This is a genomic window from Pedobacter punctiformis, from assembly GCF_027213715.1.
GTDB classification, from domain to species: Bacteria; Bacteroidota; Bacteroidia; order Sphingobacteriales; family Sphingobacteriaceae; genus Pedobacter; species Pedobacter punctiformis.
Genome location: NZ_JAPWGM010000001.1, coordinates 1176127 through 1196360 on the forward strand (window position 1 = coordinate 1176127; position 20234 = coordinate 1196360).

General features: G+C 35.5%; 18 protein-coding genes. 15 read left to right on the forward strand and 3 right to left on the reverse strand.

What is annotated here, in order from left to right; genetic code table 11:
* The first annotated feature begins 112 nt into the window (after positions 1–112).
* A complete protein-coding gene (locus O0955_RS05255) occupies positions 113–949 on the forward strand; it encodes an N-acetylmuramoyl-L-alanine amidase (RefSeq protein WP_269426472.1) in 837 nt (278 codons plus the stop codon).
* Positions 950–1095: 146 nt separating this feature from the next.
* Here the strand turns inward: O0955_RS05255 and O0955_RS05260 are convergent, their stop codons facing one another.
* A complete protein-coding gene (locus O0955_RS05260; RefSeq protein WP_269426473.1) occupies positions 1096–2754 on the reverse strand; it encodes a glutamine--tRNA ligase/YqeY domain fusion protein in 1659 nt (552 codons plus the stop codon).
* Between the two features lie 117 nt (positions 2755–2871).
* Here O0955_RS05260 and O0955_RS05265 point away from each other — a divergent pair, with 117 nt between their 5' ends.
* The 9 genes from O0955_RS05265 to O0955_RS05305 all read left to right on the forward strand — a co-directional run bounded on the left by O0955_RS05265 (position 2872) and on the right by O0955_RS05305 (position 12780).
* On the forward strand, positions 2872–3291 hold the full coding sequence (locus tag O0955_RS05265; protein ID WP_269426474.1) for a cobalamin B12-binding domain-containing protein: 420 nt from the start codon (positions 2872–2874) through the stop codon (positions 3289–3291).
* A gap of 2 nt (positions 3292–3293) precedes the next feature.
* Entirely contained in the window at positions 3294–4073 is a 780-nt protein-coding gene (locus tag O0955_RS05270; protein WP_269426475.1) for an enoyl-CoA hydratase/isomerase family protein, read from the forward strand.
* 165 nt (positions 4074–4238) lie between these two features.
* Positions 4239–5651 carry a sigma-54-dependent transcriptional regulator gene (locus O0955_RS05275; RefSeq protein WP_269426476.1) on the forward strand — a complete coding sequence of 471 codons (1413 nt, stop codon included), beginning with the start codon at positions 4239–4241 and terminating at the stop codon, positions 5649–5651.
* A gap of 65 nt (positions 5652–5716) precedes the next feature.
* Positions 5717–6766, forward strand: a complete 1050-nt coding sequence (locus tag O0955_RS05280) for an AI-2E family transporter (protein WP_269426477.1) — start codon at positions 5717–5719, stop codon at positions 6764–6766.
* An 83-nt stretch (positions 6767–6849) separates the two neighbouring features.
* Positions 6850–7116 (forward strand): YtxH domain-containing protein, encoded by a 267-nt coding sequence (locus O0955_RS05285; protein WP_269426478.1) that lies wholly within the window; start codon positions 6850–6852, stop codon positions 7114–7116.
* Positions 7117–7169: 53 nt separating this feature from the next.
* Entirely contained in the window at positions 7170–7553 is a 384-nt protein-coding gene (locus tag O0955_RS05290; RefSeq protein ID WP_269426479.1) for a phage holin family protein, read from the forward strand.
* On the forward strand, positions 7534–7977 hold the full coding sequence (locus tag O0955_RS05295; protein WP_269426480.1) for a hypothetical protein: 444 nt from the start codon (positions 7534–7536) through the stop codon (positions 7975–7977). Before O0955_RS05290 ends, O0955_RS05295 begins: the two co-directional genes overlap by 20 nt.
* Positions 7978–8298: 321 nt before the next feature.
* Positions 8299–11337 carry a SusC/RagA family TonB-linked outer membrane protein gene (locus tag O0955_RS05300; protein WP_269426481.1) on the forward strand — a complete coding sequence of 1013 codons (3039 nt, stop codon included), beginning with the start codon at positions 8299–8301 and terminating at the stop codon, positions 11335–11337.
* A gap of 21 nt (positions 11338–11358) precedes the next feature.
* A complete protein-coding gene (locus O0955_RS05305) occupies positions 11359–12780 on the forward strand; it encodes a RagB/SusD family nutrient uptake outer membrane protein (protein WP_269426482.1) in 1422 nt (473 codons plus the stop codon).
* Positions 12781–12968: 188 nt separating this feature from the next.
* Here O0955_RS05305 and aspS read toward each other — a convergent pair whose 3' ends face one another.
* Positions 12969–14714, reverse strand: a complete 1746-nt coding sequence (gene aspS, locus O0955_RS05310) for an aspartate--tRNA ligase (protein WP_269426483.1) — start codon at positions 14712–14714, stop codon at positions 12969–12971.
* A gap of 128 nt (positions 14715–14842) precedes the next feature.
* Entirely contained in the window at positions 14843–15247 is a 405-nt protein-coding gene (locus O0955_RS05315; protein ID WP_269426484.1) for a hypothetical protein, read from the reverse strand.
* Positions 15248–15513: 266 nt separating this feature from the next.
* On the opposite strand from O0955_RS05315, the gene O0955_RS05320 reads away from it, so the two are divergent.
* The 5 genes from O0955_RS05320 (at position 15514) to O0955_RS05340 (ending at position 20170) form a co-directional block, all read left to right on the forward strand.
* Positions 15514–16023 (forward strand): RNA polymerase sigma factor, encoded by a 510-nt coding sequence (locus O0955_RS05320; protein ID WP_428982395.1) that lies wholly within the window; start codon positions 15514–15516, stop codon positions 16021–16023.
* On the forward strand, positions 16016–16543 hold the full coding sequence (locus O0955_RS05325) for a hypothetical protein (protein WP_269426486.1): 528 nt from the start codon (positions 16016–16018) through the stop codon (positions 16541–16543). Before O0955_RS05320 ends, O0955_RS05325 begins: the two co-directional genes overlap by 8 nt.
* A 140-nt stretch (positions 16544–16683) precedes the next feature.
* A complete protein-coding gene (locus O0955_RS05330; protein WP_269426487.1) occupies positions 16684–17976 on the forward strand; it encodes a hypothetical protein in 1293 nt (430 codons plus the stop codon).
* 194 nt (positions 17977–18170) lie between these two features.
* A complete protein-coding gene (locus O0955_RS05335) occupies positions 18171–19538 on the forward strand; it encodes a S41 family peptidase (RefSeq protein ID WP_269426488.1) in 1368 nt (455 codons plus the stop codon).
* Positions 19539–19609: 71 nt separating this feature from the next.
* Positions 19610–20170 (forward strand): peroxiredoxin family protein, encoded by a 561-nt coding sequence (locus tag O0955_RS05340; protein ID WP_269426489.1) that lies wholly within the window; start codon positions 19610–19612, stop codon positions 20168–20170.
* Positions 20171–20234: the final 64 nt, after the last annotated feature.

Below are 20234 nucleotides of genomic sequence, written 5' to 3' on the forward strand. Positions count from 1 at the left end.
CTTAAATTATATCGGCGCTAAATTAGTAAAATTTGAAAGCTTTGTATAAAGTTTGATGGAAAGGATGAAGTTTAGCATAACTTTGTAACTTCATTTTTTTAATATTAATATCATGTCATCAATAATTTCTTCAAAATTTCTATCTTATTTTTCTATTGCCGGTATCGCTTTACTTTCTGCCTGCAGCACAAGTAAATATGCAGCTTCGGAAAAAGTTTATAAAGAAAAAGCGAGAGATTTCTCTAAAGTTATAAGTACAACACCACCAGAAGGTCAATTATACGATTCTCTAATGGCTTCAAATCAACAGTGGGTTGGTTCCGTTAATTTTGGTATCCGTAAACCCAATTTTGTAATTATTCACCATACCGCCCAGGATAGTTTAGCCCAAACCATTAAAACTTTTACCCTTACCCGAACAGGTACCAGTGCGCATTATGTAATTAGCCGTGATGGTAAAGTAGTGCATATGGTTAACGATTATTTGAGGGCAAACCATGCTGGTGTTAGTAAATGGGGAAAGGATACGGATTTAAACTCTTCCTCAATCGGCATTGAAATGGATAATAATGGAACAACAGATATATGGACCGATGCACAGATTAACAGCCTGATTAAACTTTTAGGTACACTGAAAAAGAAATACGGTATTCCGACTGCAAACTTTATTGGACATGCCGATATTGCACCAAAACGTAAACCCGATCCAAATAATTTTCCGTGGAAAAAACTGGCTGATAAAGGTTTCGGTTATTGGTATGATGAGGTGCTTAAAAATCCACCTGCCGATTTCGATACCACCAATGCATTAAAACTTATTGGATATGATACAAGTGATTTAGGTGCGGCTATTACTGCCTTTAAGCGTCACTTTATACAAAGCGATTTGACACCAAAGCTTACACCTGTAGATATTTTGGTATTGTATAATGTGTATACAAAGTATTAGCTAATTCAATTTATACGTTCTGCATATATTACTGATAGCTTGTGTAAAAAGAACAAAAAATAGCCACGGAATCACGAAATTGATACGGAATATTTTCCGTGGATTCTGTGTTTCCGTGGCGTATGCCTTAAAGAAATTTTATTCCTTTAGTTAGGCTTCTTAAAAGTATCTTTTAAAGTAACTGTTCTGTTAAATACCAGCTTTTCAGCGGTAGAATCTTTATCCAAACAGAAATAACCTTTACGGATAAACTGATAACGGCTATCTAAGTCAGCAGTTGCCAAAGCAGGCTCAATATAAGCATTCGGCAATACGGTTAAACTCTCAGGGTTTAAGTAATCTTTAAAATCACCCTCTTCTGCATCAGGCGTTTCAGAGGTAAACAAGCGGTCATACAAACGAATTTCGGCCGTTTTTGCATGTGCTGCACTTACCCAGTGTATGGTACCTTTAACATTAATGCCGCTGGTATCGTTTCCACTTTTAGAATCAGGGAAATAGGTGCAACGAATTTCGGTTACCTGACCATTTTCATCTTTTACAAAATCTTCACATTTAACGATATAGGCAAATTTTAAGCGAACCATAGCCCCTGGTGCCAGACGGAACCATTTTTTTGCCGGAACTTCCATAAAATCTTCTCGCTCAATCCAAAGTTCATTGCTGAAAGGAATTATACGTGTACCTCCACCATCTTCAGCTTCAGGATTATTTTCGCCAATTAAATCTTCACTTTGTCCTTCCGGATAATTGGTGATTACCAGTTTAATCGGATCTAAAACAGCCATTACACGGTTAGCCGATTTATTTAAATCTTCGCGAATGCAGAATTCAAGTAAGCTTAATTCAATCAGATTTTCACGTTTTGCGATACCGATACGTTCACAAAATTCGCGAACACTTTTCGGCGTAAAACCACGTCTGCGTAAACCCGATATCGTAGGCATGCGTGGATCATCCCAGCCGTTTACCAAATTTTCGTTGACCAATTGAAGCAATTTGCGCTTACTCATTACCGTTGAAGTAAGGTTTAAACGGGCAAATTCATATTGTTTAGAAGGAAAAATTTCCAGCTTTTCTATAAACCAATCATACAATTCACGGTGCGAAACATATTCCAGAGTACAAATAGAGTGTGTAATATTTTCTATACTATCGCTTTGGCCATGGGCAAAATCATACATCGGATAAATACACCATTTATTCCCTGTACGATGATGTTCAGCATGTTTAATGCGGTAAATAATCGGATCACGCATTAACATATTCGGGCTTGTCATATCAATTTTAGCCCTTAAAGTATAGGCCCCATCACCAAATTCTCCATTTTTCATTCTGGTGAAAAGGTCAAGGTTTTCTTCCATGCTGCGGTTGCGGTAGGGGCTGTCTTTGCCGGGTTCGGTAGGGGTTCCTTTTAAAGCAGCAATTTCGTCTGCACTACTTTCATCCACATAGGCCAGGCCCTTTTCGATCAGTTTTACGGCAAAAGCATATAATTCATCAAAATAGTTTGATGCATATAACTCGTTTTTCCAGGTAAATCCAAGCCATTTTATATCTTCCTGCTGACTGTTAACATATTCTGTTTTTTCAGTTACCGGGTTGGTATCGTCAAAACGTAAGTTGGTATAACCGCCATATTTTTGTGTTAAACCAAAGTTTAAACATATAGCTTTAGCGTGGCCGATGTGTAAATAACCATTTGGTTCAGGCGGAAAACGTGTAACCAATGTTTTATACTTACCACTATTTAAGTCGTTCTCAACAATCTCTTCAATAAAGTTCAATGACTTTTCTTCACTCATAAAAACCTGTAAATTAAGAATGCAAAGTTAAAAAGATTGAGCGTAATTCTTCTTGTTTTAGTTAATGATTAATTTCAGAATCAAAATCTATACATTTACACCAACTTAATATTCACTATGAGCAAAATATTAAACCGCCCAATACGCGTTTTGGTGGCGAAGGTTGGTCTTGATGGTCACGATCGTGGAGCCAAGGTTATTGCAACTTCCCTTCGGGATGCTGGTATGGAGGTAATCTACACCGGACTTAGACAAACCCCCGAAATGGTTGTTAACACCGCATTGCAGGAAGATGTGGATGCCATTGGAATTTCCATACTCTCTGGTGCACACATGACCGTTTTTCCAAAAATCATTCATTTTATGAAAGAAAAGCAATTAGATGACGTTCTGTTAACTGGAGGTGGAATTATTCCTGAAGCAGACCGGGCAAAACTCGCTGAACTTGGAGTGGGAGAATTATTCCCGCCGGGTACCACCATGGCAAGCATAGTAGAATACATTCAGAATTGGGTTACTGAACACAGAAACTTTTAATTATGGCATACCAGAATTTAATATCAGAAATTAAAGAAGGCATTTTATACCTTACCATTAACCGTGAAAAGGCATTAAATGCATTAAATAAAGAAACCCTGACAGAACTTGCAGAGGCAATTGCTTTTGCGGGTAAAACCAATGAAGTTAGAGGAGTAATATTAACGGGGGCAGGTGAAAAAGCTTTTGTGGCCGGAGCAGACATTAAAGAATTTTCTGATTACAGTGGGAAGCAAGGCGAAGAATTGGCTCAAAAAGGCCAGGATGCCGTATTTAATGCGATAGAAAATTCGCCCAAACCTTTTATTGCTGCTATAAATGGATTTGCTTTGGGCGGTGGATTGGAACTGGCAATGGCCTGCCATATGCGTATTGCATCTGATCATGCAAAACTTGGCCTGCCCGAAGTTACTTTAGGTTTAATTCCCGGTTATGGCGGTACGCAACGGTTAACCCAGTTGGTTGGAAAAGGTAAAGCTATTGAATTGATTACCACCGCTGGTATGGTTAGTGCGGTTGATGCAGAAAAAATTGGATTGGTTAATTATGTTGTTCCTCAGACAGATTTAATAAGCAAGGCGGAAGAAATTTTAAATATCATTAAGCAAAGAGCACCACTGGCAGTTGCAGCGGCTATTAAGTCTGTTGTCTCATCAATAAATGACGTTAACGGCTACCAGACTGAGATTTCTGAATTTGGCAAGTGTTTTGAGACAGAGGATTTTAAAGAGGGTGTTTCTGCATTTGTAGAGAAAAGGAAGCCTGTATTTACGGGAAACTGATATTTTGTATGATTAATTCTATTTTAAAACGAAAAAGTGTAGAAAAAATTTCCCAATTCCATTTTTTTTAAGTAATTATGTGCAGCTAAATTTCTGAACTAAAGCTTCATTTACATGTGAACAACATAAAAATGAAATTTAATTAGATTAAAAAGGCTCCTCCTGATGAAAAAAAAGATACTGATAATTGATGATGAAGTAAATATTGGACTTTTACTTTCAAAATTTTTGGTGAGAAATGGATTTGAAGTTTCTAACGCAATAACAGGTAACTCTGCACTGGAAATTTTAACAAATGAAACGTTCGATCTTGTTCTTTGTGATTACCGCCTGGATGACACAGATGGCAAAGAAATTCTGATTAAGATTAAAGACAACTATCCTACAACCGGCGTAATTATTATTACCGGCTATTCTGATATTAAGTTAGCCGTTGAATTAATTAAGCTTGGAGCATACGATTATATCACCAAACCATTATATCCTGACGAAATATTGAACACCATTAACAAGGCACTTGAAACGCAAAGAGCCCTTAATGAGAGTAAAAGTTCGGGTCAGAAAAACAACAATGAAGATTCTGATTACATCAACAATACCGAATATATTGATGGTAAAAGTGAAGTGTCGGCCACTTTATTAAAACAAATCCAGTTAATTGCACCAACCTCTTACAGCATTATTTTAACCGGAAAAAGTGGTACCGGTAAAGAAGCGGTTGCAAAAACAATTCATTTAAACAGCTTAAGAAAGGATAAACCTTTTGTAGCAATGGATTGCGGCTCGTTAACAAAAGAACTTGCCGGAAGTGAATTTTTTGGGCATGAAAAGGGTTCATTTACAGGGGCTTTGTATACTAAAATCGGCCACTTTGAACAAGCCAATGGAGGTACATTGTTTTTGGATGAGATTGGTAACTTATCGTACGAAATACAAGCTACTTTGTTAAGAACGGTACAGGAAAGAAAAGTTAAACGTATTGGGAGCACTAAAGAGATTGATCTTGATGTACGTATTATTGTGGCAACGAATGAAAATCTGGCAGAGAACATAGTAAAAGGTACTTTTAGAGAAGATTTGTACCACCGGTTTAATGAGTTTTCTATTCACCTGCCATCCTTAAAGAAACGGGGCAATGATATCCTCATTTTTGCTGATAAATTTCTGGCTATTGCAAATCAGGAATTAAATAAAAATATCAAAGGTTTTTCTGATAGTGTAAAAGAGTGTTTTTTAAACTACAGCTGGCCGGGTAATGTTAGGGAATTAAAAAATGTAATCAGAAGAGTAGCGCTGTTAACCGATACGAATACAATACAGGTAGATGTTTTGCCACTTGAACTGGCTAATAATGCTAAATTCTACGATTCGGATAAGCCGCTCATTCAAGCTAAGGCCAAACTTGTTGAAAAGCCAAAAGATTTGAAAAATGCTGCACAGGAAGCAGAATATGATACAATTTTAAATGTACTGAAAGAGGTTAATTTCAATAAAACTAAAGCCGCCAAAATCCTGAAGATCGATAGAAAAACACTTTACAATAAAATTAAAGGCATTAAGATTGACGATTTGGAATAAATTAATTTAAACAAAACAAAATTACAGGTTTTAACATTTAAAGAATACCAAATCGTCCCAATTATATGTCGGTGTTCTCCTATAAACAGCGCAACAATATAAACCTTGTTATTATAATAGCACTTGGATTATTAATTGCCTATTCTTTGCAAAGTATATTTAGCGCAATACTCAGTACCCTGGTGCTTTATACCATAATGAGGCCGGCTTATATTTATCTGGCCGAAAATAAAGGCTGGAACAGGAGATTTGTCGCTATTTCTTTAATTACTGTCAGTATTGTTGTAATTATTCTCCCATTTTATGCTTTAAGCAGCATGGTGATCAGTAAAATCTCCGAGCTTAGAAATAATGAAATTTTCTTTAAAAACCTGCTGGTTAAGTTGCAGCATCTAAGCCCTGTTAAAATTAATCAGGATTTAATTCAGGAAGGATTAAACAGGCTTGGAAACTGGGCTACACAACTCTTTCCATCATTAATATCCAGTGCAGTAAATATTATATTAAGTTTACTGGTCATGTACTTTTTACTCTACTTTATGCTTATTGAGCGCTCTAAATTTGAACGGTCATTAATTAAGTATGCTCCATTGAGAGAGCAAAATGCATTACGTTTTGGAGATGAAATGCGAAATACCACTTATGCAAATGTACTTGGGCAGGGGCTTATTTGTTTGGTTCAGGGCTCACTCGTTAGTCTATCATTTTATATCCTGGGCTATCAGGACCCTGTATTTTGGGGCATAATTACAACATTTATTTCTTTTGTACCCGTTTTGGGTCCGCCAGTAGTTTTTGTGCCAGCTGCCATTTTGCAAATAGCGAACGGGCATAATTTTGAAGGCTGGGCGATGCTCATCTTTGGTTTTGTAGTCATTATTAACATTGATAACGTGCTCCGGTTTATCATTGCGAAAAAAGTTGGAAATATTCATCCCATTATAACTGTAATTGGCGTAATTATTGGTATACCCTTATTTGGAATATTAGGGCTTGTTTTTGGGCCGCTACTATTATCTTATTTTATATTGCTTGTTAAAATTTATGAAACCAGTACGCTGGCGTCAGAAAGATTGGAAAGAATTAAAACAAATAATGAGCTAAATGAGTTATAATTTATAGCTTAACAATAAAATACTATAGTAGTTAGTTATATTTATATTGTACATGAATTGTTAACCCTTAAAAATACATTATTATGAATGATAACTCAAAAGTTGTAGTTGCTCTTTTAGCTGGTTTAGCTGCCGGTGCTGCTCTAGGTATTTTATTCGCACCAGAGAAAGGTGAAGAAACCCGCGACAAATTAAGCCAGTCGTTAAAAGATCTTGGGGATTCTATCAAGGATAAAGCAGCTGATGAAATCAACAGTCTGGCTAACCTTAAAGATAAAGTTGTTAGTTCTATCAAAACCAAATTAAGAAGTGTTGAAGAAGAGTATAGTGACGATGTAGAACACGCTTAACCGATAAAAACATATAACCGGGCATATTTTGCCCGGTTAAATACATCTAAACTATGCAAGAAAATAAAGAGAAAAGTATTGAAGACCTTATAGATGACACCAAAGGTTATTTAGAAGCAAGAATCGAATATACGAGGTTATACATAGTAGAAAAGGCTTCTAAAGCATTTGCAGATATAGTAACCAGTACGGCAGTTATAGTATGTTTTATTCTCGCATTTTTGTTCGGTTCAGTAACACTGGCTTTATATCTATCATCAGTTTTACACAGCTATGCAGCAGGTTTTGGTTGCGTATCTCTAATTTATATTGCGCTGGCCATTATTGTTTACCTTACAAAAGATAAATATATTGAGAAAGCCATTATTAATGTTGCCATTAGAAAGTACTTCGATAAATTAGCCGACAAGGAGGAGGATGAAGATGAGAAGTTATAAAACCATCAGAACACTGGAAGACCTGCAGGCAAAAAAGTTAGAGCTTAAGTTAGAATATACTTCCAAACAAACCTTGCTAAAAACCGATAGTAAAGCTTTTTTTAAGCAATTTACATTAGGCTCTCTTATTAAGAAGTACGCTACGCCAAGCAATTTATTTAAGGTTGATGATAAATTCAACATCAGCGGAACCATCATGTCTTTACTTTTGCCGACGGTTATGAACAAAACTATTTTCAAGAGTTCAGGATTTTTAACTAAAGCAGTAGTTGGTCTTGCATCAGGCAAATTAGGAAAGGCATTAGATGCAGAACATTTATCTGCAATTTTTAACTCCGTTAAAAGCTGGTTTGGAAAGAAAAAGGATAAAAAAGAAAAGAAATTTATCGATTACGGCATACCGCCAGATAGTGAAACTTATTAATGAAAGCCCCGTTTTAAAGCCGGGGCTTTTTTGTATCATTTCAATTACATACTGAACAGAAAATAACTTATTATTATTAGTTTGTCTTCAATTTAAATGCTAAATTGATTATTATGTAAAGTTTATGTCTAATTGCCTTATTTGATTCTATATCAATTAGATGGGTTTATTTAAGGACAAAATGCCATCAAACTATTTATTTAGTTGTGTCATAAGAAAGACATAAATTGTCTTCAATGTGTTAAATTTCGTTAAAAAAAATATTTAGCTTCCTATCTTTAGCTTTTTAACAGACATATTATTCTACTAACTTAAATTTTCATGAAAAAACTTCTACAAAGTTTGTTCATTCTAATGTTTGTTGCTTTTACGGCAATGGCACAAGATAGAACAATCACGGGTACAGTTACTTCACAGGATGACAAACTACCCATTCCTGGGGTAACTGTAAAAGTAAAAGGTACACAAGCTGGTGCCGTTACCGATTCAAATGGAAAGTACACACTTACTTTACCATCAGGCTCTTCTGTATTAGAGTTCTCTTACATTGGTTTTATAACACAATCTAAAATCGTAAACTCTTCTAATGTTAACATTACGCTTGTCCCAGATAATAATCAATTATCAGAGGTAATTGTTACAGGTTATGGCAATCAGACAAAAGGTAAATCTGCAATTTCGTCTGCAAGAGTAGATGCCAAGGACATTCAGAATACGTCAATTACAAATGTTAATGACGTATTACAAGGTAAAGCAGCTGGTTTAACTGTAATGACTGCTTCAGGACAGCCAGGATCTCAGTCCAACGTACGTGTACGTGGTGTTGGGTCTATCACAGCTTCAGCTGCGCCGTTATATGTTTTGGATGGTATTATTATTCCAACTGGTCAGTTCGCACAAGATCCATCGGCGATTGGACAAACCAATGATGTATTGTCTAATTTGAATGCTAACGACATTGAGAGTGTTACTGTACTAAAAGATGCATCAGCATTAGCTTTATATGGCTCAAGAGGTGCAAATGGTGTAATTGTAATTACAACCAAAAAAGGAAAATCAGGCGAGTCTAAAATTAATTTTAGTGCTCAGGTAGGTTCTACTAAACCAAGTTTTGGAAATTGGGGCATGATGAATGCTGATCAGGTTTACAATTATGAAAGGTCTGTTTTAGCTTTAAACGGGCAAACACCTGCTCAAATTAATGCAGCATACCCAGCATCAATGTTAAACCAAACATTTGATTGGGTTGATGCTGCCTTTAAAAATGGTTCAACACAAGGTTATGATCTTGGTATTAGTGGGGGAAGTGAAAAAACAACTCATGCTTTATCATTAGGATATTTTAAACAAGACGGAACTGTTCCGAACTCTAGTTTTGAGAGAATGAATGCAAATCTTAATATAGAGAATCAAGCTAAAGAGTGGTTAAAAGTAGGATTATCGTTTAATACCTCTTTTTCTAATACAAACAATGCAGACGGTGGGGGATTTTATTCAAGCCCTATATTAAGTACATTAACCAACAGCCCGTTACATGTTTATCCTTATAAACCGGATGGTTCTCTTTTTACAGGATCAGAAGCTGAATACGGAGGTTTTACAGGCGATAACTTTTTATACTCTAATCAGTTGAATTATAATAAACTTAAACAGTTTAGAGGAATAGGAAGAGGTTTTGCTGAAATAAAAGCAACAAAATGGTTAAACATTAAACAAACTGTAGCAATTGATTTAATCAACTCGGCTTCTAAAAATTACTTCGATCCAACAACAGGTAATGGTTTAGGCGCAACTCCTGATAAAAGCGGAGAGTTGATTCAGGCTCAAAATAATGTTTATACTTTTACTTCACAGTCTTCGTTATTCGGTAATTTCAGCCTGAAAGATACACGTCATCAGTTTGATTATTTATTATTGACGGAATATCAAAGAAATAATGCGTCTAATTTTTCAGCAGATGGATTGGGTAGTGTAGATCAAAAACTTCAGGAACTTGGCACTTTTGGAACACCTAATGGTGTAGCTGGTAGTCAAGCAGAATATTCTTTCTTATCTTATTTAGGCCAATTGAACTATACCTTCGATAATAAATATTCTTTAACTACTTCAGTTAGAAGAGATGGATCTTCACGTTTTGGTGCTAATAACCGATATGCTACTTTCTATTCAGTTGGTGGCTCATGGAAAATTATCTCTGAGGAATTCATGAAAGACCAAAAAGTTTTTTCTGATTTACGTTTACGTTCTAGTTATGGTACATCTGGTAATGCAGATTTTGGAGCACTAGGTAATTATGTTGCTCAACAATTATATACTTATAGCGGTGTTACCTATAACGGATCTGGCGGTAGTGCTCCTTCAACTCCAGGTAATCCTAACTTAACATGGGAAAAAAATAAACAATTTGATGTAGGTTTGGAAGCTGCCGTATTTAATGGCAGATTAAGAGGTACATTCGATTTTTATAACAGAGTTTCTGATGACTTATTATTGAGTGTTCCTGTTTCTAGAACCAGTGGTTTCAATACAACTTTCATGAACGTAGGCTCTGTTTATAACAGAGGTTTCGAAACTACTTTAAACAGCATAAACGTTGATTCTAAAGGTGGTTTTAAATGGACTACTGATTTTAACTTCTCTTACAATAAAAATAAAGTAACAAAACTTTACGGAGGTAAAGATATTATTGGCGGTACTTTAGGCATAACAAGAGAAGGCGAATCATTAGGTTCATGGTTTCTTCCTGTTTGGGCTGGTGTTGATCCTAATAATGGTGATCCTTTATGGTATCTTGCTGATGGCAAAACAACTACAAATAGCTATTCGATTGCAAGTAGAACAGAAAACAGAAAAGTTGCAGGCTCTGCTCTTCCTAAATATAACCTTGGTTTAAATAACTCATTTAGTTATAAAGGTTTTGATTTCTCGTTTTTCTTTTATGCTAGCTTAGGTGCTAAAGTTTACGATCAAACTTTAAGTAATATTGACTCTGACGGTTTACGCTGGCAGTGGGGTTATTATAAAGATGCAGGAGACAATTTTTGGACTACTCCAGGACAAAACGCTGATAGACCAAAACCAGTTTCTGGTGGAAATAAAAATTCTGCAAGTGCTTCAACAAGATGGATCGAAAATAACAACTTTTTACGTTTAAGAAATGTGACATTAGGTTATAATCTACCATCGAAAGTTGCTGAAAAACTTAAATTATCATCATTAAAAGTTTTTGTTACAGGTGTAAACTTATTAACAATTACAGATTATAAAGGTGTTGATCCAGAAGTAGGGGTAACTGGTAACGATGTATTTAAATATCCAATAAATAAAAGTATTACCGCAGGAGTAAATATATCATTGTAGTAATTATATAAATTATATTATATGAAAAAGATTTTAATTGTAAGTGTTATGATGGTTAGTGTTTTGTTATCATCATGCACTAAACAGTTGGATTTAAATCCAAAGGACGCTTTAAATACAGGAGATGCACTAAGTACTATAAAAGGTGTAAACTCTGCTATTTTAGGTATGTATGCGAGCATGCGTAGCGTGAATTATTATGGACGTTCACTATACATTTATGGTGATTTAAGTGGAAATGATGTATATCTTTCGAAAGCCAATAGTAACCGTTATTTATCTACATTTCAAAGAACATATGCGGCAAATGATGCAGATCCTTTAGCAATGTGGACAGCAATGTATGCTACGATTTCGAGAGCTAACAACATTATTAACAGTGTCGATAAAGTTTCGGCAACACAAGCTGAAAAAGATCTGGCAAAAGGTCAGGCACTTTTCATTCGTGCTTTAGGTTACTTTGACTTGGTACGTGTATTTGCAAAACCATACAATCAGGGAAATGGGGCTCAACTTGGGGTTCCAATCGTTTTGGTCTCTGATATTACTGCTTATCCCGCAAGAAATACAGTTGCTGACGTTTATAGCCTGATCATTAATGATTTGAATGCTGCTAAAACATTATTAGCAAGTACTACTGCTACAGATAAAGTAACCGCAAGTAAATTTGCAGCTTCAGCTTTATTATCGAGAGTATATCTTTATAAAGGAGATAATGCTAATGCTATTTTAGAAGCAAATGCAGTAATTGGTAATACAGGTTTCGCAGTTACACCTGCAGCTGATCTTCCTTCGTTTTATTCATCTACTGAAAATGATGAGGAAATTTTTACCGTAAAATTTTTATCTACTGAAAGTCTTGGCTCTGATAATATTGGTAACATTTATTTGAAACCTGGTTATGGAGATGTTCGTGTTTCACCAGATTTAGTTAATGTATTTGATAAAGTTAATGATGTAAGATATACATCATTTATAAGTGCATTCAGCAATAGTCCAACTGAATTCCAAAATAATAAATATAAACAACAAGATGGTGCACAAGGAATGTATAGCCCTAAAGTACTTCGTTTATCTGAAATTATATTAAATAGAGCAGAAGCCGAAAATAAAGTTGGTGGAAAAGATGCAGAGGCATTAATAGATTTAAATAGTATTAGATCTAAACGTGGCTTAGCGCCGCTTTCTGGTCTTACCGGAGCAAACTTATTGAACGCCATTTTATTGGAAAGAAGAAAAGAGTTAATGTTTGAAGGACAATCATTTTTTGATTTGATGAGAAATGGTATTACAATGCAACGTAATTTTTGTAATGATCCTTTAGAGCTTACATCTCCTCAATGTAGCTTAATTGCAACTGATCCTAAGACAATTGCACCAATTCCACAGACTGAGATATCTGCAAATCCATCATTAAATGGGCAACAAAATACTGGATATTAAGAGCCGGTATTATTAAATAAAAAGGTCGGATTAGAGAGTCCGACCTTTTTTATTGTTGATGGATTTTAAATTTTAATAATATAATGGTATAGTAATTATTTATTAGTAAATGAAAATCCTCTCATAAAAAAGTCCTGTGTTATTTAAAAATAATACAGGACTTTTAATTTATAGCTAAAAACTATTTCCTAAAAGTCAGTTTTGATTTTCAATTCTTTTAATTGTTTGTCATCAATTGTACTCGGACTATCAATCATTACATCGCGACCTGAATTGTTTTTTGGGAAAGCGATTACATCACGAATTGAATCTAGACCTGCAAAAATTGAAGTTAAACGATCAAAGCCGAAGGCGATACCACCATGTGGCGGTGCACCAAACTCGAAAGCATCCATTAAGAAACCAAACTGTTTCTGTGCCTCTTCCGTGCTGAAACCTAGATGTTTAAACATTAAGGCCTGCAATTGTCTATCGTGAATACGGATAGAACCACCACCGATTTCAGTTCCGTTAATAACCATATCATAAGCATTTGCACGCACTTCTCCAGGATTGGTATCGAGCATGGCAATATCTTCAGGTTTTGGCGAGGTAAATGGGTGGTGCATGGCGTGGTAACGTTCTGTTTCTTCATCCCATTCTAAAAGCGGGAAGTCTAAAACCCAAAGAGCAGAAAACGTATTTTTATCACGCAAGCCTAAACGGTTACCCATTTCTAAACGAAGCTCGTTTAACTGTTTGCGAACTTTATCTTTTGAGCCCGCTAAAACTAAAAGTAAATCGCCTTTTTCCGTTTGAAAAGCCTCACCCCATTGTTTCAGGTCTTCTTCATTGAAGAACTTATCTACCGATGATTTAATTGTTCCATCTTCATTATGGCGGGCATAAATTAATCCTGTAGCACCAACTTGCGGACGTTTAATAAACTCTGTTAACTCATCTAATTGCTTACGGGTATAACCGGCAGCACCTTTAGCATTAATACCAACAACCAATTCAGCATGATCAAAAACAGGGAAACCTTTTCCTTTTGCCAACTCATTAAGCTCAACAAATTGCATCGCAAAACGGGTATCAGGCTTATCAGAACCATATAAACGCATCGCATCTGCATACTGCATACGAGGTACGGCAGGTAAATCATAGTTGCGTACTTCTTTAAATAAGGTACGGATTAAGCCTTCGAAGGTGTTTAAAATATCTTCCTGTTCAATAAACGACATTTCACAGTCAATCTGTGTAAATTCAGGCTGACGGTCTGCTCTTAAATCTTCATCTCTGAAACATTTAACAATTTGAAAGTACCTGTCGAAACCCGAAACCATTAATAATTGCTTAAAGGTTTGAGGAGATTGTGGCAACGCATAAAACTCACCACCATTCATGCGGCTAGGCACCACGAAATCTCTTGCGCCCTCTGGCGTAGATTTAATTAAAACTGGCGTTTCTACTTCGATAAAATCTAATGCATCTAAATAACGGCGCACAGACTGAGCCATTTTATGACGTAAAATCAGGTTATTACGAACCGGATTGCGACGTAAATCCAGGTAACGATATTTCATCCGAAGTTCATCACCACCATCAGTCTCATCATCAATCATGAACGGAGGTAATTTTGCCGGATTTAAAATTTCTAAAGCTGTAATTTTGATTTCTACATCACCCGTAGATATTTTTGGGTTTTTGTTGCTTCTTTCTACAACGGTACCGATGGCTTTAATTACAAATTCACGACCTAAGGTACGTGCTCTTTCGCAAAGCTCACGGTTATCATCCATGTTAAAAACCAACTGAGTAATACCATAACGATCACGGATGTCTATAAATGTCATGCCGCCTAAATCTCTTGATTTTTGTACCCAACCACACAGGGTTACACTTTCACCTAAATTTTGAAGGCTTAATGCACCACAAGTTACTGTTCTTAACATAATTATAATTCTAATTTGAGCGGCAAAAATACCGATTTTGTTTTAAAGTTTGAGAATGAAGATTTAAGGAAATTAATTTAAAACGAATATCCTTTCCAGAGGTCTGAACCGGATTAAAAATTAACGAATCAGTACTTCTCTTCCAGCGTTATCTCTACTTTTATTATCTTCCAAATCCCATCAATATTTTTCCAGTGGTAAATTTCTTCTGTTTGGATGGTTTGTTTTTTAGAAAAAAGTAAGAGTTTCTTTATTTGAAGGACAGATTTCCGGGCAATTTTTTCGGAGAAAATACCACCTTCAACAGCCGATTTTATTCTGTAATGCGTAGTGCTGATCTCCCTTGTTTTATTGAAATACCGGTCAATATCAATAGCCAATTGCTTTTTATTCAGGGTTTCGCCATTGGCTTCGGTATAGTTTAAGCTTTCATCAAAACAACTTAAATAAGCATTTGTATTCTTATTCATTAAAGCCCCGTTGATCTTTTTATGTGCCTCGTCTATCTCTTTGATTATTAAATCGGTTTCCATGGCATGAAGTTAATTGTTTGTTTCAGTGATTTCAAATTTATGATGATTAAGTCACCAATTTTTCATAATGGGGCTTCCGATACAGCTATATTTTGATTTTTATTTACAATACCATATAGCTTGCAGAAGCATAATGCTGAACAGTTTATTGAAATTTTTTATACCTTGATGCAACGTTTTAATTTTCCCTATGTCTTATAAACAGAATCAACAAAATTTTGGAAGCCGTATACGTCGATAAGAACCTCCAGCTAGTAAAAGAGTGCATGCAGGGCAGCCGGGCAGCGCAGTTTGAATTGTATAAACTGTATGCAAAGGCAATGTATAATGTGGCGCTGCGCATTTTGAATTATGAAGAAGAGGCTGAAGATGTTTTGCAGGAGGCTTTTTTAGATGCTTTTACCAGAATTGTTGATTTTAGGCAGGAAACTACCTTTGGACTTTGGTTAAAGCAGATTGTAATCAATAAATCAATCAATTACCTACGCAAACGAAAATTTGAATTTGTAGGAACTGATGAAATTGCCGAGATACCGGATGAAGCGATTGCTGATGATTATGATATACAATTGCAGGCTGATGAGATTAGAAAAGCCATTACCGAATTGCCAGATGGTTACAGGGTGGTACTGAGTTTGTACTTGCTGGAGGGCTATGATCATGAAGAGATATCGCATATTTTGAAAATAAGTGAAAATACAAGCCGTACACAGTATATGCGGGCCAAAAAGAAGTTAAAAAGTATTTTAGAATCGAAAGGGATGAGAGATGAATAATAGATTAGAAACCTTTGTTAAAGAAAACCGAAAATCGTTTGATGTGCTGGAGCCATCTGCAGGTCTTTGGGCAAAGATAGAGCAGGAGCTGGATAGCAAAAAGAAAAAAAAGCCGGTAAACCTGTATTTATGGATCAGTGCAGCAGCATCTATCGTAATTGTTTTAGGTTTAACCTGGCTTTACGTAGGAAGCATGCGAAATCGAGACATCGAAATCGCTGATGTTAATGCAGCGATTGCAAAAAAAGAGATTCATTTTGCGGGTTTAATTACTGAAAAACGAGATAGTCTTGCAATTTTTGCTTCAGCAAACCCTGATTTATATAAAAAATTTACCAGCGATTTAAAAAAGCTGGATGAAGATTACGAACGCTTAAAAGCAGAATTACCTACAACGCCAAATCAACTTTATGTAGTTAAGGCAATGGTGAAAAATCGTGAACTTCAATTGCAATTATTAAAACAACAATTAATGATTATTAACCAGGTTGACGATTACAAAAGAGTTAATCAGATTTAAATATAGATGCAAAAAGATGGTGATGGTAAAATCTTGATACCCAGATACACGATCTTGTATTCAAACAATACGCTCACTGCGTTTATAAACCTAAGCCAGCCGGCAGGTTTTAGGTTTTTGAATGTTTAACAATTAAAAAAATGAAAACAATTAAAATATTTTTAGCCTTTATGGCTTTCATCGCCGTAAAAACCAATGCACAGGGGGTTGTTGTTACCAGTAACGGCTCAACAAGCTATGCTGTAAATACCGTTACCTCATCATCAGTAAATTCTTCCACTGCTCCTGATCAGGATGTGGTGCAATCAGGAAGTGATGCCGAAAAAACAAAAACCTTTAGTAAAAGCTTTAGTGTTGATGGCAGCGATAAAATTAATTTGAGTAATCAATACGGATCTATCGTCATTAAAACCTGGGATAAAAAAGAGTTTCGGGTTGATGTTGATATCAAAGCATACAGCAACTCGAGCAGCGATGTTCAGAAATTAATTGATGAAGTAAGTATTGATGCGACTAAAAATGGTGATTTAGTATCGGTTAAAACAATTATGCAAGATAGAAATGGCCGTTATGGCAGGGGTGTTAGAAATGGGGTTACCACCTGGCGTAGAGAAGTTAAAGTAAATTACGTTGTTTACATGCCGGCAACCAATGCGCTAACGGCCATGCAGGAGTATGGAAATATAGATTTAGGCAATTTTTCAGGCCCAACTTCATTTAAAGTACAATACGGTAACCTTACTGTTGGCAATTTAAGCAATAGCAATAATTACATCAATGTACAATATGGTAAAACAAGTATTCAGGATTTAAATGCAGCGGTTGTAAGACATGAGTATGGCAGTGGTGTAAGCATTGGTGCTGTTGGTACTTTAGAATTAGATGCTCAATATGTTACCGTGAATGTAAATACCATTAGAAAATCTGCTGATTTGAAAGTAGAATATGGCGGTGGTTTAACCGTTGGAAACATTGGCGGTAATTTATTACTGAATACGGAATATGCTAAGGTAAACATCAATAGTATTAAAGGAAATACCGTAATTAAGCAAGGTTATGGCAGTCTTTCTGTTACCAGTGTAGGCAAACTTACTTTAAAAACCGAATATACCAATGTTACTTTAGGCAGTTTAAATGGTGATGCTAATATAAATATGGACTATAACCGGTTAAGTGTTGCAGAGGTTACACCGGCTTGTAAAAGCTTTGTTTTTGAAGGAGAGTATGCAAGTGTAGGATTAGGCTTTGGCAATGGTTATAATGGTAATTTTAATATTTCTACCGCTTACACAGGATTTAAATACGGCTCAAATGTATCATCAAGAATGGTTAGTGAAGATGATGAAGTTAAAAAATATGCAGGAAAGATTGGTTCAGGTGGATCATCGAATGTTTCGATAAAGACCGAATACGGTTCTATTGTATTCAAATAAAAAAACAACAACCAAACAAGTTAGGCCCTGATCATATTCAGGGCTTTTTTGTGAAATAACTGTTCAAAAACGTATAGTTAGTGTTCGTAAATGAACAGTGTTATTTTGAAAACTTTAGTTATGGAGGCAGAAGGACACATTTTTTGGCTGGTATAAATATTGAGCTCATCAGGTAACTAACTAATCTAATTAATATGAAGAGAATTATTTTACTTCTGCTTTTTCCTATGGCTGTAATGGCCCAATCAAACAAACTCACTAAATCTGATAAAATATACGGCCTTTCTAAGTTTTGGCAGGAAGTGAATTATAACTTTGTTTACCTTAATAAAATTGACAGGGTTAAATGGGATAGTACCTATAAAGCTTTAATTAATACCATTCCAGAAACTAAAACAGATTACGAGTATTATCGTGAGCTGCAAAAATTCTGTGCCTTGCTTAAAGATGGACACACGAATGTGAATATGCCTGCAGGCAAAGATTTTGAATCTATGAACACCATGTTTGGCGATTACCGGTTTTTTATCGAGAATATTGAAGGAAAAGCAATCATTACCCATGTAAATCTTAGCAAAAAGGAAGAAATCCCGGTTGGTAGTGAAGTAATTGAGGTTAATGGTAAAACCACTGCAGATTATATTGCCGAAAGCGTTGCGGCATATATTTCTTCTTCAACCGATTATGTAATTCAGGATTGGAGCAGAAGTTCTTTATTACGGGGTTTGGAAGGAGAGCGTTTTGTGGTAAAAATTAAAAAGCCCAAAGGCGAGATTGTAACTTTAAATTTAGCGCATAAAACAACAGAAGAAAAGGAGATTTATCCTGCTTTTCCATCTGAATCTCAACTTTTGGATTTTAAATGGTATTCTAATGATGTTGCTTATATGGCACTAAATTCTTTTGGCGACAGAAAAATTGATTCATTATTTTTAACCAAATTGCCTGAATTGTATAAAGCAAAAGCATTAATTGTTGATTTAAGAAATAATGGTGGCGGAAGTACAGGTATTGGAAGTTACATTCTGAAATATTTAACCAACGATAGCCTTTTATATGGTTCCAGGTATTCTACCCGTCAAAATACTGCAGCTTTTAAAGCGTGGGGAAAATATACTGAAGCTAAAGATACAGTAAACAACGACTGGAATAAGAAGGCTTTACTAAGCTATCAGGACAACTATTTTTATAATTTAGATTACAGCCCTTTAAAAATAAAAACAACTGAAAAGAGAATTGTAATCCCAACGGCAATTTTAATCGGGCACAACACGGCTTCAGCTGCTGAAGATTTTTTAATCTATGCTGACAATCAAAAACACATGGTCAAAATTGGGCAAAACTCTTTTGGAAGTACCGGACAACCTTATTTGTTCGACTTGCCAGGAGGTGGAAGCGCTAGGGTTTGCACCAAAAAAGATACCTATCCGGATGGAAGAGAATTTGTTGGCTATGGAGTTAAACCAGATATTGAAGTTGTGCCAACCTTGAAAGATTACCTGAATAAAAAGGATGCAACGATTGAGAAAGCCCTCGATTATCTCCATAAAAAGGTTAAATAATACTGTCTAACCCAAACAATCCTTAAGCTCCGCCAGTTTTGACGGGGCTTTTTTTATATTTACGGCCTGTTATGAAAACTCATTTATTCTTTTTCTTCTTTGCAAGCCTGTCGTTATGGGCTAATGCGCAGGATGTTCCTGTTAAATGGGCTACACAGGAAACTTTTTTCGAAGAACTTGCTGGAAAAGATTTACCTGATTTTAAAGGGTTGACCATAAAGAAGATTCCTTTTTCAAAATCAGAATTAAAAGATCAGATTGTTCTGATTAATTTTTGGTTTGAAAAATGCCCGCCCTGCATTGCCGAAATGCCAGAATTAAATAAATTGGTGAATCAATACAAAGCCAAAGGTGTTCGGTTTATAGCCATTACTTACGATTCGCCAAAAGCAGCTAAGAAATTTCAAAAGCAAAATGGTTATAAATACGAAATCGTTTCTTTAAGTATGGATGAAATCAGGAAATTGAATATTAACCATGGCTTTCCATCCAATATTTTGATTGGTAAAGACGGAAAAATCCTCTACGCCACCGCAAACATTTCTTTTGCAGATGATATGCCGGAGTTTAAAGCCAAGTCTATTTTACTGGAAGAAAAACTAAAAGCAGAAATTGCTAAAACAGGAAAATAGCTGGATTAAACCCCTGAAAGAATTTTTTTAAAATAATCAAACCAAATCCTTATAAAATCTGTTG

What these genes read in the sequence shown, in the direction of transcription:
- O0955_RS05255 (WP_269426472.1), top strand. Translation starts at nt 113, where the DNA reads ATGTCATCAATAATTTCTTCAAAATTTCTATCTTATTTTTCTATTGCC.
- O0955_RS05260 (WP_269426473.1), bottom strand. Translation starts at nt 2,754, where the DNA reads ATGAGTGAAGAAAAGTCATTGAACTTTATTGAAGAGATTGTTGAGAAC.
- O0955_RS05265 (WP_269426474.1), top strand. Translation starts at nt 2,872, where the DNA reads ATGAGCAAAATATTAAACCGCCCAATACGCGTTTTGGTGGCGAAGGTT.
- O0955_RS05270 (WP_269426475.1), top strand. Translation starts at nt 3,294, where the DNA reads ATGGCATACCAGAATTTAATATCAGAAATTAAAGAAGGCATTTTATAC.
- O0955_RS05275 (WP_269426476.1), top strand. Translation starts at nt 4,239, where the DNA reads ATGAAAAAAAAGATACTGATAATTGATGATGAAGTAAATATTGGACTT.
- O0955_RS05280 (WP_269426477.1), top strand. Translation starts at nt 5,717, where the DNA reads ATGTCGGTGTTCTCCTATAAACAGCGCAACAATATAAACCTTGTTATT.
- O0955_RS05285 (WP_269426478.1), top strand. Translation starts at nt 6,850, where the DNA reads ATGAATGATAACTCAAAAGTTGTAGTTGCTCTTTTAGCTGGTTTAGCT.
- O0955_RS05290 (WP_269426479.1), top strand. Translation starts at nt 7,170, where the DNA reads ATGCAAGAAAATAAAGAGAAAAGTATTGAAGACCTTATAGATGACACC.
- O0955_RS05295 (WP_269426480.1), top strand. Translation starts at nt 7,534, where the DNA reads ATGAAGATGAGAAGTTATAAAACCATCAGAACACTGGAAGACCTGCAG.
- O0955_RS05300 (WP_269426481.1), top strand. Translation starts at nt 8,299, where the DNA reads ATGAAAAAACTTCTACAAAGTTTGTTCATTCTAATGTTTGTTGCTTTT.
- O0955_RS05305 (WP_269426482.1), top strand. Translation starts at nt 11,359, where the DNA reads ATGAAAAAGATTTTAATTGTAAGTGTTATGATGGTTAGTGTTTTGTTA.
- aspS (WP_269426483.1), bottom strand. Translation starts at nt 14,714, where the DNA reads ATGTTAAGAACAGTAACTTGTGGTGCATTAAGCCTTCAAAATTTAGGT.
- O0955_RS05315 (WP_269426484.1), bottom strand. Translation starts at nt 15,247, where the DNA reads ATGGAAACCGATTTAATAATCAAAGAGATAGACGAGGCACATAAAAAG.
- O0955_RS05320 (WP_428982395.1), top strand. Translation starts at nt 15,514, where the DNA reads ATGCAGGGCAGCCGGGCAGCGCAGTTTGAATTGTATAAACTGTATGCA.
- O0955_RS05325 (WP_269426486.1), top strand. Translation starts at nt 16,016, where the DNA reads ATGAATAATAGATTAGAAACCTTTGTTAAAGAAAACCGAAAATCGTTT.
- O0955_RS05330 (WP_269426487.1), top strand. Translation starts at nt 16,684, where the DNA reads ATGAAAACAATTAAAATATTTTTAGCCTTTATGGCTTTCATCGCCGTA.
- O0955_RS05335 (WP_269426488.1), top strand. Translation starts at nt 18,171, where the DNA reads ATGAAGAGAATTATTTTACTTCTGCTTTTTCCTATGGCTGTAATGGCC.
- O0955_RS05340 (WP_269426489.1), top strand. Translation starts at nt 19,610, where the DNA reads ATGAAAACTCATTTATTCTTTTTCTTCTTTGCAAGCCTGTCGTTATGG.